The organism is Microbacterium sp. NPDC076768, from assembly GCF_040687205.1.
Taxonomy (GTDB): Bacteria; Actinomycetota; Actinomycetes; order Actinomycetales; family Microbacteriaceae; genus Microbacterium.
The window spans coordinates 616,245-629,621 of the sequence record NZ_JBFBMU010000001.1 but is presented as its reverse complement, the minus strand read 5'-3'; the positions used below and the strand labels follow the sequence as shown (position 1 = coordinate 629,621).

Annotated in this window: 14 protein-coding genes; 7 read left to right on the top strand and 7 right to left on the bottom strand. The window is 62.9% G+C overall.

Translation table 11 applies throughout. The features are described 5' to 3' along the window. The first annotated feature begins 94 nt into the window (after nt 1-94). From AB0O87_RS03155 to AB0O87_RS03125, 7 genes are all read left to right on the top strand, one after another. Nucleotides 95-799: an HAD family hydrolase gene (locus AB0O87_RS03155; protein WP_363511649.1), complete on the top strand. Its 705-nt coding sequence runs from the start codon at nt 95-97 to the stop codon at nt 797-799. Nucleotides 800-801: 2 nt separating this feature from the next. Then, the gene (phnD, locus tag AB0O87_RS03150) at nt 802-1,812 is read left to right on the top strand and encodes a phosphate/phosphite/phosphonate ABC transporter substrate-binding protein (RefSeq protein ID WP_363511647.1); all 1,011 of its coding nucleotides are present in this window, start codon (nt 802-804) and stop codon (nt 1,810-1,812) included. Between the two features lie 24 nt (nt 1,813-1,836). Then, on the top strand, nt 1,837-2,661 hold the full coding sequence (gene phnC / locus AB0O87_RS03145) for a phosphonate ABC transporter ATP-binding protein (protein ID WP_363511645.1): 825 nt from the start codon (nt 1,837-1,839) through the stop codon (nt 2,659-2,661). Beyond that, nucleotides 2,658-3,467 (top strand): phosphonate ABC transporter, permease protein PhnE, encoded by an 810-nt coding sequence (gene phnE, locus AB0O87_RS03140; RefSeq protein ID WP_363511643.1) that lies wholly within the window; start codon nt 2,658-2,660, stop codon nt 3,465-3,467. Before phnC ends, phnE (AB0O87_RS03140) begins: the two co-directional genes overlap by 4 nt. Continuing rightward, nucleotides 3,464-4,333: a phosphonate ABC transporter, permease protein PhnE gene (gene phnE, locus AB0O87_RS03135; protein WP_363511641.1), complete on the top strand. Its 870-nt coding sequence runs from the start codon at nt 3,464-3,466 to the stop codon at nt 4,331-4,333. Before phnE (AB0O87_RS03140) ends, phnE (AB0O87_RS03135) begins: the two co-directional genes overlap by 4 nt. Before the next feature lie 25 nt (nt 4,334-4,358). Next, the gene (locus tag AB0O87_RS03130; protein ID WP_363511640.1) at nt 4,359-5,174 is read left to right on the top strand and encodes a MurR/RpiR family transcriptional regulator; all 816 of its coding nucleotides are present in this window, start codon (nt 4,359-4,361) and stop codon (nt 5,172-5,174) included. 152 nt (nt 5,175-5,326) lie between these two features. Next, the gene (locus AB0O87_RS03125; protein WP_363511638.1) at nt 5,327-6,565 is read left to right on the top strand and encodes a Fic family protein; all 1,239 of its coding nucleotides are present in this window, start codon (nt 5,327-5,329) and stop codon (nt 6,563-6,565) included. 207 nt (nt 6,566-6,772) lie between these two features. Here AB0O87_RS03125 and AB0O87_RS03120 read toward each other — a convergent pair whose 3' ends face one another. Genes AB0O87_RS03120 through AB0O87_RS03090 form a run of 7 tightly spaced genes read right to left on the bottom strand, consistent with a single transcriptional unit; the run spans nt 6,773 to nt 13,274 of the window. After that, a complete protein-coding gene (locus tag AB0O87_RS03120) occupies nt 6,773-7,816 on the bottom strand; it encodes an ABC transporter ATP-binding protein (protein WP_363511636.1) in 1,044 nt (347 codons plus the stop codon). Next, nucleotides 7,816-8,616 (bottom strand): ABC transporter permease, encoded by an 801-nt coding sequence (locus AB0O87_RS03115; protein ID WP_363511634.1) that lies wholly within the window; start codon nt 8,614-8,616, stop codon nt 7,816-7,818. The genes AB0O87_RS03120 and AB0O87_RS03115 overlap by 1 nt, the downstream gene beginning before the upstream one ends. Before the next feature lie 2 nt (nt 8,617-8,618). After that, the gene (locus AB0O87_RS03110; protein ID WP_363511632.1) at nt 8,619-9,446 is read right to left on the bottom strand and encodes an ABC transporter permease; all 828 of its coding nucleotides are present in this window, start codon (nt 9,444-9,446) and stop codon (nt 8,619-8,621) included. Then, nucleotides 9,443-10,522 carry an extracellular solute-binding protein gene (locus AB0O87_RS03105; protein WP_363511630.1) on the bottom strand — a complete coding sequence of 360 codons (1,080 nt, stop codon included), beginning with the start codon at nt 10,520-10,522 and terminating at the stop codon, nt 9,443-9,445. Before AB0O87_RS03105 ends, AB0O87_RS03110 begins: the two co-directional genes overlap by 4 nt. Nucleotides 10,523-10,561: 39 nt before the next feature. Beyond that, nucleotides 10,562-11,032 (bottom strand): DUF3830 family protein, encoded by a 471-nt coding sequence (locus AB0O87_RS03100; protein ID WP_363511629.1) that lies wholly within the window; start codon nt 11,030-11,032, stop codon nt 10,562-10,564. After that, nucleotides 11,029-11,787 (bottom strand): gamma-glutamyl-gamma-aminobutyrate hydrolase family protein, encoded by a 759-nt coding sequence (locus tag AB0O87_RS03095; protein WP_363511627.1) that lies wholly within the window; start codon nt 11,785-11,787, stop codon nt 11,029-11,031. The genes AB0O87_RS03100 and AB0O87_RS03095 overlap by 4 nt, the downstream gene beginning before the upstream one ends. Then, on the bottom strand, nt 11,784-13,274 hold the full coding sequence (locus AB0O87_RS03090; RefSeq protein ID WP_363511625.1) for an aldehyde dehydrogenase family protein: 1,491 nt from the start codon (nt 13,272-13,274) through the stop codon (nt 11,784-11,786). The genes AB0O87_RS03095 and AB0O87_RS03090 overlap by 4 nt, the downstream gene beginning before the upstream one ends. Between the last annotated feature and the right edge of the window lie 103 nt (nt 13,275-13,377).

Sequence of the window (13,377 nt, the reverse complement as noted above, 5' to 3'; positions counted from 1 at the left end):
CGGAGTTCACACACTGTTTACGCAGAACGGTCGCTTCGTCCATCTTCGTGGGTGACTATGGACGCAACGTCCAGACCGGATGAGAAGGAGAGCCGTGAGCCCCACCATACTTTTTGACTTCGATGGCACTCTTGCCCTCGGCGATGGCCCCATCAGAGCATTCGCCCGCGAGATTGCAACACGAGTACAGGATGGAGATTTCATCGACCGAGCGGATGCTGCACTGACAGCATTCGAAAGCGGAGAGCGCAACTACCGCGACGGGTACGACGCGGTCACGAGTGTCGCAGTGGCGGACGGCGTCGAGCGTGACGTCATCGGCGCCTCATACGACGCATCGCGCGCGATCCTGGGTTCCGCTGGTGCAGCAGTCACCCCGCCAGCTGGCCTCGCAGAGTTTCTTGCACGCGTTGGCGCTGATTCGCGTCTGGAATTGGCTACTAACGCACCAGGGAGCGGCGTTCGCGCTGTGCTCGAATCATGGGGCGTTGCCGAAGCGTTCGACGCCATGCACTTCAGTGTGGGCAAGCCTGATGGCCTCCTGCCGGTGCTGACCGCTGCACTCGATCGCGGCCCCGTTCTTTCTATTGGCGACATCTTCGAATTTGACCTCGCACCAGCGGCCAGCCTCGGAGCCGATACTGCATTGGTCGGCGCCACCGCGTCACGTTCAACCGTTGCCACCACGATGCGCGGCGCTAGCCTCGCCGACCTCTACGACGAAATCGTCGACTGGGTCGCCGCATCCTCTACCTCTTCCGTCAGCCCGAACACCACGTCCCCCGAAAGGTCCAACTGATCATGCGCAAGTCCCTGCTCATCGCGGGTGTCGCGGCTACCGCCGCCCTCACCCTCGCCGGCTGCAGCAGCAGCACCGACAACGCATCTACCGAAGAGGTCACCGAGTGGCCCGAGTCGATCACGATCTCGCTCGTGCCGTCAGTCGAGGGTGAAGATTTGGCCGAAGCGCTCGACCCGCTGACGACCTATCTGTCTGACAACCTCGGTATCGAGGTGAACGGCGTCGTCGCCACTGATTATGCCGCCACGGTTGAGGCTCTTGGCGCCGACCAGGCACAGGTCATCATCACCGACGCCGGTTCGCTCTTCAGCGCCACCGAGCGCTACGACGCTGAGTTGATTCTTCGGGACGTGCGCTTCGGTGCCACCTCTTACGCGTCTGTCGCATTCACGAATAACCCGGACAAGTACTGCGCTGATGAGCCAGTGATGGCGAGCTATGCGGCGAGCGACATCGAGCTGTCGTACTGCAACGGCATCGAAGCGGCCGGCGAGGCCGCCATGGGCCAGGGTGCTGCGGGCCTCGAGTCGTTGTCAGAAATCAGCGACGGCACCATGGTTGCTCTGCAGTCAGCGACGTCACCTGCCGGCTACCAATACCCCGTCGTCGCCATGCGCGAAGCAGGCATCGACACCGACGCAGGCATCACACAGGTTCCCGTCGAGGGCAACAACAACGCGGTGCTCGCGGTCTACAACGACGACGCCGAAATCGGCTTCGCCTACTGGGACGCTCGCACCACGGTCACCGAAGAAGCACCCGATATTGCCGAGAAGGTCGTCGCGTTCGCCTACACCGACATGATCCCCAACGGTGGCGTGGCTGTCTCGAACACGTTGCCTGCCGACCTCGTCACCGACCTGACCGAGCTGATGGACGGCTACGCCGATTCGTCCGAAGAAGCGGCGACCGTGATGTTCGACCTCGTCGGACTGTCGGACTGGACCAGCGAGATCGCTGAAGACGAGATCGCCCGTTACGGCGAGATCCTCGCTCAGTTCTCGAACTGAACAACTCACTGAAAGAGTCGATGCATGCACATTGACCCGCATCGCGCGGAGGCCGGGGCTCACCCCTCGGCCTCTGCGTCGTGGTCCATAAGTCTCGACGACGTGTCGGTGACGTACCCCAACGGCACCCGCGCTCTGCGCGGAGTGTCACTCGACATCGCCGCTGGCGAGATGGTCTCGGTCGTCGGGCTTTCCGGCTCGGGAAAGTCGACCCTGATTCGCACGATCAACGGTTTGGTGGGCGCGACCAGCGGCACTGTCGCCGTCGGACCGCACACGGTGACAGGCATGCGAGGCCGCGAGCTCCGTCGCCTGCGCGGGCACATTGGCATGATCTTTCAGGGATTCAACCTCGCCGATCGCACGAGTGTTTATCGCAACGTGCTTGTCGGTCGTTTCGCTCATACGCCGAGCTACCGCACGATGCTCGGCATCACCACTCACCACGACCGTGAGCTCGCACTTGGCGCGCTCGAGTCGGTGGGCATGCTTGAGAAAGTGTGGATTCGCGCTGGCCAGCTCTCGGGCGGTCAGAAGCAGCGCGTGGCGATCGCTCGGGCGCTCACCCAAGAGCCGAGCGTGATGCTCGCCGATGAGCCGGTTGCCAGCCTCGACCCACCGACCGCGCACACCGTGATGAACGACTTGCGTCGCATCAACACCGATGCTGGCCTCACTGTGCTGGTCAACATTCACCTGATGGACCTTGCACGCACCTACACGACGCGAATGATCGGATTGCGTGACGGCGAGATTGTCTACGACGGCTCAGCAGCAGACGCCACCGAGAAGGATTTCGAGCAGATCTACGGCAGGCCGATCCAGCCAGACGATCGGCTGGGCTCGTGAGTGCACCCACTCGCGAGTTCACGCTTCCACCCAAACCTACGGCGCGCCTGCGCGTCGCCCTGATCGTCGCAGCATTCACTGCTTTTACCGTCGCGACTTGCCTCCCCGCTATCGGCGGCATCAACCTCGACTTCGGTGCGCTCGTTCGCAACTGGGACAACGGCTCGGGCTTGATGGCGCAACTGTTCCAGCCCGACTTCTCGTTCATCCCGCGCACCATCGGGCCCATGATCGAGACGTTGCAGATGGCGGTGGTCGGCGCGGTCGCGGCCTCGATTGTCTCGGTGCCACTCACGCTGTGGGCGGCGTCTCCGACCAATCCGAACACTCTCACCCGCAACATCGTTCGCACGGTCATCAACATTGTGCGCGCGGTTCCCGACCTCGTCTACGCCACGATCTTGGTCGCGATGGTCGGCGTCGGTGCTCTGCCTGGCCTCATGACGCTGTTCCTGTTCGACATCGGCATCATCGTGAAGCTGGTTTCTGAAGCAATCGACTCGGCCGACCACAACTATAAGGAGGCGGGTCACGCCGCCGGCGGCACGCAGGCGCAAATCAACCGTGTGACGGCGCTTCCGCAGTCGTGGCCACTCTTTGCCAACCAGTGGCTCTACACGCTCGAACTCAATGTGCGCATCTCAGCCATCCTCGGAATCGTCGGCGCTGGCGGCATCGGTCGACTTCTCGACGAACGACGCGCGTTTTATGCGTATGACGACGTCTCAATCATCATTCTCGAAATTCTTGTCGTGGTGATCCTGATCGAAATCGCGTCTAACGCACTCCGGAGGCGTCTCGTATGAGTCTTCATCGAACAGACTTCGCCCTCCCACCGCGTCCGTCACGTTTGGTTCCGACGCTTTGGGCAGTCGTTGCCGCGGTGATCATTCTCGCAGCGGCCACAGGTCTGCCCATTGATTGGAGCGATCTAGGTTCTGTCCCAGGCCAGGTGTGGCACTACTCCGTCTTGATGTTTGAAGACCCGAACTGGGAGAAGCTGCCGCGCGCGTTGTTCGAGATGTGGCGGTCGATCTCGATGGCGTGGGTGGGGGCGATCATGTGTGTGGTCGTGTCCATTCCTCTAGGCATGCTGGCCGCCCGGTCGGTCGGGCCCGTGTGGGTGCGTCTGCCGCTTCGCTGGCTGTTCGCAGTGATCCGCGCCGTTCCTGAGGTGATCATCGCCCTGATCTTGTTGACCATCACGGGCCTCACCCCGTTCACGGGTGCTCTAGCCCTCGGCCTCGCAGGTATCGGAACACAGGGTAAGTGGGTCTATGAAACAGTTGAGTCTGTACAAGAAGGGGCGTCCGAAGCGGTCCGCGCCGCGGGCGGTGGTACCACCGAGGTAACGCGTTGGGCCTTGTGGCCCGCCGCAGCGCCCACATTGATGTCGTTCGCGCTGTACCGGTTCGAGATCAACATTCGCACCTCTGCGGTTCTCGGCCTCGTCGGTGCCGGTGGTATCGGCACGATGCTCGCGAACTACACCAACTTCCGCGAGTGGGATACCGTCGGGATGCTGCTGATCGTGGTCATCGTCGTGACAATGCTGATGGATGCTATTTCTGGAGCAATTCGACGTCGAATCATGAATGGCGCACGTACGTCGACTAAGGCGCCCGCCAAACCGAAGAGAACAAGGAGTCGCGATGTGGACAGGGTCGGCTGACGTACCCCCTACCGCGAGGGTCGCGATGCTCGCTCCTTCGCTGCAACCCAGTGAGCGGCGCGTCGCCGAGGCAATAGCGGGTGACGCGGAGAATGCGATCGAACGCACCGCTCAAGAGATCGCCGACCTTGTCGGGGTCGGGCGGGCTACGGTGATTCGTACGGCGCAATCGCTGGGCTACGACGGCTATCCTCAGCTACGCGTCGCGCTCACGCGTGAAGTGGCCCTGGGCGGGCCGTCAGCGCCGGATGCTTCGGATGGAACGATGCTCGGTGCCGTGAGGGCGTCGATTGACCGCGTCGCGGGCAGGCTCAGCCAAACGACCTCTGCCCTCACTGAGGAGTCGCTAGAAGAGTTCGTGCGGGTCTTGGACGAGTCGCACCGGGTTCTCGTAGCAGCGAATGGTCTATCGGCCCCACTCGGTCTTGACCTTGCGATGCGGCTGGTGTCGAGCGGGCGATCCGCCGAGTATATGTCTGACACCATGGGCCAGCAGATCACGGCGGCCCAGCTCGGTAAAGGCTCCGCGTGTCTTGTTGTCTCGGGCTCAGGAGCAAACCGCGCAACGCTTGAGGTAATCGATGCCGCGCGAGCCAGCGGGGCGACCGTGCTGGTGATCACGTCGTTTCCGCGTTCTGCCGCCGCCGAGCGCGCTGATGTGACGCTCGTGGTCGCGCCGATCGATGACTCATTCCGAGACGAACTCGTTCACACCTCACGCGCCGCCCTCATGCTCGTCACCGAGTCGGTAGTGGCGCTGCTCGCGGCACGTCGCGGAGACGCAGCACGCAAGGCGCGCGCAGTAACGCTGTCTGTTCTCAGCCGGTCGCTTTCGGAGTAGCGGCGCTTTGCGACGGCGATCACAAGGACTGCCGCGGCTGACTATTCACCAGAGCAAGTCCAGGCCTGGGCCCAACCGGGCCAGCGAGACGCCGCAGGGTGGCACCACGACTTACCAACACTTAAGCCCATAAGTGTTGGTACAGTTGCCCCATGCCCGCATCTTCCGCTGACATGGGTATCCCCATCGACGCAGTCTCGTATGCGACATACGAGTGGAAACCTCGGGCGCCTGAGATGCACTCTCGTGCTGAAGTTTTGCGCCAGACGGGTTTGTACGAAGTGACGGTCACTGCGCCGATCATCGGGTGGAAACCTCGGATTCCCGCTGAAGTCGCGGCTGACGTCGAGGATGCAACACGAGCGCTCGTTGAATTCGACAGGCATGCGCGGAGCCGACTGGGAAGCGACAATCCCGCTCTCGGGCCGATGGCGGCAATCTTGTTGCGCACGGAGTCGGCTTCGAGCTCGCAGATTGAGCAGCTGACAACGTCGGCAAAGCAGCTCGCTCTTGCTGAAATCGATGAGACTGAAAGAGCAAACGCACTCACCGTCATCGGTAACGTCCGTGCGATGGAGGCTGCGCTGCAACTCTCGGACGATGTCAACGAGCGGTCGATTCTCGCTATGCACCACGCGTTGATGATCCATCAGAGCGGTTTTGAAAATGATGCAGGTCGCTATCGCTCAGAGCAGGTGTGGATCGGGCCGGGTGAGGCGGGCCCCAGGCTGGCTGACTTTGTCGCTCCGCACCATGGCCGCATTCCGGAGATGATCGCTGACCTGGTGGGGTTCATTGCGCGCGAGGACCTCACTGTGCTTGTGCAGATGGCCGTCGCGCATGCCCAATTCGAGACCATCCACCCCTTCCCAGATGGCAACGGTCGCACGGGTCGCGCCCTCGCGCAGTCGATTCTGCGCAACAAAGGGCTCGTGGGCTCGACCGCTGTGCCGATTTCGGCCGGACTCCTTGTTCATATGGAGCGCTACTTTGCTGCGCTCACCGCGTTCCGCACGGGTGACGCCGAGCCAATCATCCGAGAGTTTGCTGCTGCCAGCAGAATCGCTGCGACGACGGGAACTCAGCTCGTCGATGACCTTGCCGAGCAATTGCAAGACGCTCGTCGAAAACTACGGGGGCTGCGCTCCGATGCCACGGCGTGGAGGATCCTGCCCGTGCTCATCGGTCAACCAGTGATAAACACCAGATACCTGATGGACAGTATCGGTTTGGGGGAGATGGCGGCGCTTCGTGCGTTGGACGCCTTGACCGACCGTGGAGTCCTTCTCGAGAGTACCGGCAGGAACCGAAACCGCGTGTGGCAGCACCGCGAGATCTTAGACATCCTCGATTCCTATGCCGCGACGATCAGGCGACTGTCCGTGGTCTGATTTACAGTGCAGCACCAGGAGTTGCGTCGCGAGTGCGGACGGGTGCGCGCAGCCAGCATTCGTGGCGAGATGGCTGGGCGGTTTCAGGCGACTGGCATGTCGGGTCCGAGAGCCCCGGGGCTCTCGGAATGCTCGCGCCAGAAATTCTCGTCAGCCTATCCACGGGTCAGGCGCCCCGTCGCCGGGGCTCGACCCGTGGATCACCCGTTACGCCGCAGCGATCCAGAGCACCGAGCCTTCGCGCCACCCGAGTCCGGCTGTGCCCTCGGGAATCGGCTCTTCATGGCGAGGACGCACGATCCGCATGCGCTTGCCCGCGAGTTCGACAATGTAGACGATGTCGGCTCCGCGGTACACGTGAGTCACGACCTCAACGCTCACCGGGGTTTCACCGCCGACGAGGGGGGCGAGGCGCAGGTCTTCCTGCCGGAGCACCACTTCACCCGCACCGTTGGGGCCAGCGATGGTCAGCGGCACCTGAATCGCGGTTCCGTCCAGTGTCGCCACTGCGCCGGAGCGGTTGGCGGGGAGCAGGTTCGCCGCGCCGATGAAGTCGGCGGCGAAGGCGGTGCGCGGAGTGCCGTAGAGCTCGGTCGGCGCGCCTTCCTGCTCGATGACTCCGCCGTTCATGAGCACGACGCGGTCAGAGAGGCTCATCGCCTCCTCCTGGTCGTGTGTCACAAAAACCGTGGTCAACCCGAGCGTGCGGTGGAGTTCTTTCAACTCGACCTGCATGTCTTCGCGCAGGCGCGCGTCGAGGTTCGAGAGCGGTTCATCCAGAAGCAGCACCTTCGGCTCAAAGGCGATGGCGCGGGCGAGCGCGACGCGCTGCTGCTGTCCGCCAGAGAGTTGGGCAGGCATCCGGTCGGCGAGGTGACCCATCTGCACGCGCTCCAAGGCGCGCACGGCGAGCTCCTTCTGCTCTGCTTTCGGCTTCTCGCCGGACATACGCAAACCGAAACGCACGTTTTCCACCACACTCATGTGCGGGAAGAGCGCGTAGCTCTGGAACATCATCCCGAGGTGGCGCTTCTCCGGCGGCAGCTTGGTCACATCTTGGCCGGCGATCTCGATACGTCCGCCACTGGGTGACTCCAGACCCGCGATGCAGCGGAGCAGCGTCGTCTTTCCACAGCCGGAAGGCCCGAGCAGAGAGACGAACTCCCCCGACTGCACCGCGAGGTCGATGCCTTTGAGCACCGAAGTTCCCTTGAAGTCTTTGGTGAGAGCAGAAATGGTGAGTGTTGTCATCAGACGAACAACCTTCCCAGGCCGATGATGCGTTCGAGCACGATCATAAGAACGACGGTAAGCAAAACCATCAGGGTTGAGACTGCCGCCACGGTGGGCGACGTGCTGAACTCCAGCTGGCCGTAAATGGCGATGGGGAGCGTCTCAAGCTGCGGGGTGCGCAGGAAGAGGGCGATGACCGCATCGTCGAAAGAGATGTTGAAGGCGAAGAATGCTCCGGCAGCGATACCGGGGCGGGCGATGGGGAGAACCACAAGTCGGTAGCGGCTCCAGGTGCTTGCCCCGAGCGTGCGCGCCGCCTCTTCTGTGAAGTGATCCGCTCGTGCCATGACCCCGGTGACGGTGCGCATCACGTAGGGGATGGCGATCACCACGTGGATCGCCACCAGCACGCCGACATTCGGAGCACCAATGGTGAGAGAGGCAACAGACAGCGCGCCAATGGCGAGGATGATCGTGGGGATCGTCAGGGGTGACATCAGGAGGGCCTGGATGGCCGCGCCGCCCGGCACCTTGAAACGGGTGAGCGCGAGGGCAGCCGCTGTGCCGATCGACGCCGCGACGATCGCCACGGTGATGCCGACCAGCAGGCTCAGCCGGAACGGCTCAAGGTAGGTGTCGGAGGTGAGGGCATCGACATACCAGTCGAGCGTGAAGCCTTTGCCAGGAAAGGTCAGAAAGCGGTCTTCGCCGACAGATGCGCCTGCGACGACCATCAACGGAACGAGCATGTACAGCGTCACAATGACGCCGAGGATGATGGCGAGGACTCTGCCGAGAATCGGAACGGAACGAACCATGGTCACACCTTCTGCTTCCCGAGTCGCGATGTCGCTGCGAGCACGAGCATGACCCCGGCGAACAACAGCACGGCTTGAGCGGCCGCGAACGACCAGTCGAGGTTGGTAGTTGCGTCGACGTAGATCGTCTGGGCGAACACCGGAATCTGTGCGCCGCCGATGAAGCGGGGCGTGATGAAGGAGCTCACCGAGAGGACGAAGACGAGCGAGGCACCGGCGACGATGCCGGGCACAGCTAGCGGGAGAACAACGTGCCACAGCGTGCGCCAAAAACCGGCGCCCATCGTGCGAGACGCCTCTTCGAGCTGCGGCTTGATGCCGGAGATGACGCCGAGGATGCTGAGGACGGCGAAGGGGAGGAGAACCTGCACCATCGCAATGACAACGCCGGTCTCCGTGCCGAGGAACCCTTGAGTCCCACCGACGAGAAGTTCTGCTCCTGGAATATCCATCAGGAGTCCTGAGGGGCCCATCAGGACCACCCAGCCGAAGGTGCGAACAACCACGCTCGTCATGAGGGGGAGGATTACGACGAGGAGAAGGAAGGAGCGTACCTTCGAACCGGCACGCGCCATCACGTATGACAGCGGGATGGCGATGATCAAAGTGATCACCGTCTGGGTCACCCCCAGGCGGAGCGATCGCAGCGCCGCCTGGAGGTGATATTCACTCGTAAACAACCGGGTGAAGTTGTCGAGGGTGAACCCGCCTGCCGACGATTGCACGCTCATGAGGAGCATGCCAGCCACCGGGGTGATGAAGGCGAGCGTGAGCAGCACGATCGCCGGCAGGAGCAGGAGCCAGGGCTCCCTACGGGTTCTTACACTCATTGTGTGATCAGCGCATTCCACTCGTCGGTCCAGGACTGGCGGTCCGCGGCGATGTCACCGGGAGCGTAAACCACGACGTTGTCGAGGTCGTCACCGGTCAGCACATCTTCTGCCGCGTCGCCCGAGAGCTCTACCGCTGTGTTCACCGGCGAGTATCGCATGTTCTCCGCGAAGACGGTCTGCGCTTCGGGGCGCAGCTCGAAGTCGATGAAGAGCTTGGCGAGTTCGGGGTTCTCGCGACCCTCAACAACGTTTGCGGTGATGAGGGATGCCGTTGCACCCTCTTCGGGAACGATGAACTCCACCGGAAGACCGGCGTCTTTCAACGTGCCTGCGTAGTCCATTGCGTACGGTGCGAGCCAGGTGTCGCGCTGTGCGAATGCCGTCTGCAGGTCAGGGGAGGTGGGGACGACGATGGCGTCACCAGACGAGGCGAGCGCACCAAGGTCGGTGATCGCCTCTGTGGGGTCTTCGATGCCGCCGCCGAGAACGTCGGAAACGCGGAGCATCGAGAGCACGCCGTACGTGTTCGAGAAGTCCGTGAGGGCGATGTGTCCGGCATAGGCCTCGTCAAACAGGTCCAACCACGAGGTCGGCGCTGGTGCGTCTGCCTCGGTGTTGTAAACGAGGCCGATCGGGGCGAGCTGGATGACGGGGCCTTCGCCTCGCTCGAGACCGGCGGTGGCCAGGTCGATGAGGTCATCAGAAGAGGAGAGCTCGTCGGCCGCGATCGGCGCGATGAGTCCGTCTTCGGCAGCAGTGAACTCCTGCCCGCCGGAGAAGTGCACGACATCGATCTGCGGGCTCGCCTTCTGGGCGGTGACCTGCGCGAGAGCGTCGGCGCTGTAGAGCGTGATCAGCTCGACGTTTGCGCCCGTCTCTTCTTCAAAGGGGTCAACGACAGCCTCGATGAAGGCTGTTTCCCAGTCGCCGCCGAAGGAGGTGACGACGATGGTCTCGCCGGCGAACTCCTTCTCGTCGGTTGCTGCACTGTCGTCACTGGCTGAGCAGCCGGCGAGGACAAGGGCTCCGGTGGCGACGAGCGCTCCGGTGGTGAGAATTCTTCGGGTATTCATGCACTGCTCCTTCGGGATGGGTCCAGCACTAAGTGACGCCTAAACCAGGCGTCCGATGGTGAGCTGCTTCGCTCCGTCAATACGGATCGCGGCGCTTTCCTTAGCGAATTCCGCGAGTCCTTCGGTGATCCCGCCCCAGATGTTGACGGGCGTCCAGCCGAGCGGGCCAAGGGTACGGGCACCACGATCGTAGAAGACTCCGATCTCGTACCACTCAAACGGCAAGCCACCCATCTGCATCGGGCGCTGCCAGTACCACTGCAAATCTCCCGGTGCGGGAACGACCTGCTGGTTCTCGTAAGGTACATCCTCCGGGTCGAAGTTCTGCGCTTCCTCCGGCAGACCGACCATGACCTCTGGTCCGGCGTACATGGCGTGCATCGCCTGCATCGTGACGGGCTTCTCGAGTGCACCCCACATAGCCTCGCAGGTGCGAGGGGCGAGATCCTCGAACAGGGTGGCAACGGCGCGCACGCCGTTTTCGTATTCAAGGAAGACCTGCTTGGTCATCGTGTTCCTTTCTCTGCAGCGGACTGTTCCGCTGCTCGTTCACTGGCGGCCGAAACGAAAGCCGTGAACAACGGCATCTCTTCTGCGGCCTCATCGGGGTCAATCATTTTTTCGGGGTGCCACTGCACTGCCCAGAAAGGCCATTCGTCGTCGGCTTCTACGGCTTCGACGATGCCGTCTGGAGCCCAGGCGACCGGGTGGAGGTTGGGGGCGGGAACCTCGATCGACTGGTGGTGGATGGTGTTGACGATGCGTGACCTGGTGCCATAGAGCGCCGCGAGCTTGCTGCCCTCTGCAAAGGTGACCGGGTGTCTTGCGGCGAGCTGCTGGTCGGCACCGCGCACCGGCTGGTGATCTTCGGTGTTCGGAATCTCAACGACAAGCGACCCGCCGAACGCCACGTTGCAGACCTGGAGTCCGCGGCAGATAGCCAACACCGGCAGTCCGCGCCGGCGTGCGCCGATGGCCAGTGCGATTTCGTACTCGTCGCGATCGGCGTCGTAGCTCTTTCCCTCTTGTGCGTCGGCACCGTAGTGCGAGGGATGCACGTCTTGACCACCAGAGAGGACGAGTCCATCGAGCCTGTCGAGAACTTCGTCTACACCTCCGGTCGGAGGCAACAGCACAACGGCTCCACCTGCAGCCTCGATAGGCGCGGCGTATTCGGTGCCCAGGCTGTGCGCCGGGCGTCCGGCGCCAAGGTCGGTGTCGATGAGTCGGCGCCACGTGGTGATGCCGATAAACGGGCGGGTCACGAGAGCTCGATCCAGGTGGTCTTCAGATCGGTGAACTTGTCCATGGCGTGCAGGCTCTTGTCTCGACCAAATCCCGATCCCTTGACGCCGCCGAACGGGATGGTCATGTCGCCTTCTTCGAAGCAGTTCACCCAGACCACGCCCGCCCGCAGACGGCGCGAGAGCTTGTGTACGGCATTGAGGTCGGTGCTCCACAGTGCGGCGGCGAGACCGAACTCGGTGCCGTTGGCGATCTCGAGGGCGTCTTCGACATCGTCGTAGGCGATGACAGAGAGCACCGGACCGAAGACTTCGCGCTGGGCAACTTCGTGTTGCGGGGTGACCCCCAGAACGACCGGAGCAAAGTAGCTACCGCCATCGACAGCGCGGAACCGCTCGGCGGATCCAGCGGCGAGTTCGCCACCTTCGGCCTGCGCGCGCTCGACGAATCCGGCGATCCCGGCGAGCTGCTTCTCACTGACGATCGCTCCCATCGAGGTGGTCACGTCGAAGGGGTCGGCGGGGAGGCTGGTGCGAGCGACGTCCGCAGCGATCTCCAGCGCACGGTCGCGCTGGGAGCGCGGCACGAGCAGGCGAGACGACGCGGTGCACATCTGACCCTGGTTATAGAAGCAGCCATCTGCGGTGGCGCGCACAGCGCGTTCGAGATCGGCATCCGGCAACACCAGGCTCGCGGTCTTGCCGCCGAGTTCTGGCCAGACGCGCTTGCCGTTTGAGGCACCGGAGTAGCTGAGGAACTTTCGTCCCACCTCGGGGGAGCCAGTGAAGGTCACGATGTCGACATCGACGTGCTCACCCAGCGCGCGACCGGCGATCTGACCTGTACCGGGGGTGACATTGAGAACACCGGCGGGGATGCCTGCCTCGAAGGCGAGTTCCGCCAGACGCAGGGCTGAGAAGGTGGTGTGTTCTGCGGGCTTGAGCACAACGCTGTTTCCGACCGCGAGGGCTGGGGCAAGCTTCCACGCGGTCATCGTCAGCGGGAAGTTCCACGGCACGACGGCTGCGACGACCCCGGCTGGCTCGCGGGTCACCATGGCGAGGCTGCCAGGTGCAGTGACAGGCATCTCGTCGAGAACCTTGTCTGCCGCCTCGCCGTACCAGCGGAAGCAGTTCACGACAGCGCGGAGCTCGGTCTGCAAGGCCTCGCGTATCGGTTTACCCATCTCCAATGAGATGGCGAGAGCGAGCTCTTCGGCGTTGTCGTGAATCTTTTGCGCGAACGCGATCAATCGCTGTCCGCGTTCGCGGGGGGCGATCCGCGACCAGACGCCGGAATCGAATGCTGCGCGGGCGGACCGGACGGCCCGGTCGACGTCTTCTGCCGAAGCGGCGGTGATCTGCGGGAGCACACGTCCGTCTCGGGGACTCACGGGATTCAGTGGCTCAGCAGAGCCAGCCTCCCACGCGCCGTTGATAAACATGCGCGTATGCAGGGGTAGTTTCGCCGCGCGATCTGCCCAGTCGTCTCCAGTAGCCGTAAACACGGTCGTCCTCTCCAGGGGTGATGGCCCTGGTGAGGATACTCGCCCTATTTCGCCACTGCGTCAAGCGAAAACGAACTATCTCGCCAATTCTTTACATGGCTGT

Bases quoted from the DNA above. Each gene is read 5' to 3' on its own strand.
- phnE (WP_363511641.1), top strand. From the start codon at position 3,464: ATGAGTCTTCATCGAACAGACTTCGCCCTCCCACCGCGTCCGTCACGT.
- AB0O87_RS03115 (WP_363511634.1), bottom strand. From the start codon at position 8,616: ATGGTTCGTTCCGTTCCGATTCTCGGCAGAGTCCTCGCCATCATCCTC.
- AB0O87_RS03110 (WP_363511632.1), bottom strand. From the start codon at position 9,446: ATGAGTGTAAGAACCCGTAGGGAGCCCTGGCTCCTGCTCCTGCCGGCG.
- AB0O87_RS03125 (WP_363511638.1), top strand. From the start codon at position 5,327: ATGCCCGCATCTTCCGCTGACATGGGTATCCCCATCGACGCAGTCTCG.
- phnC (WP_363511645.1), top strand. From the start codon at position 1,837: ATGCACATTGACCCGCATCGCGCGGAGGCCGGGGCTCACCCCTCGGCC.
- AB0O87_RS03100 (WP_363511629.1), bottom strand. From the start codon at position 11,032: ATGACCAAGCAGGTCTTCCTTGAATACGAAAACGGCGTGCGCGCCGTT.
- AB0O87_RS03130 (WP_363511640.1), top strand. From the start codon at position 4,359: ATGCTCGCTCCTTCGCTGCAACCCAGTGAGCGGCGCGTCGCCGAGGCA.
- AB0O87_RS03105 (WP_363511630.1), bottom strand. From the start codon at position 10,522: ATGAATACCCGAAGAATTCTCACCACCGGAGCGCTCGTCGCCACCGGA.
- phnD (WP_363511647.1), top strand. From the start codon at position 802: ATGCGCAAGTCCCTGCTCATCGCGGGTGTCGCGGCTACCGCCGCCCTC.
- AB0O87_RS03120 (WP_363511636.1), bottom strand. From the start codon at position 7,816: ATGACAACACTCACCATTTCTGCTCTCACCAAAGACTTCAAGGGAACT.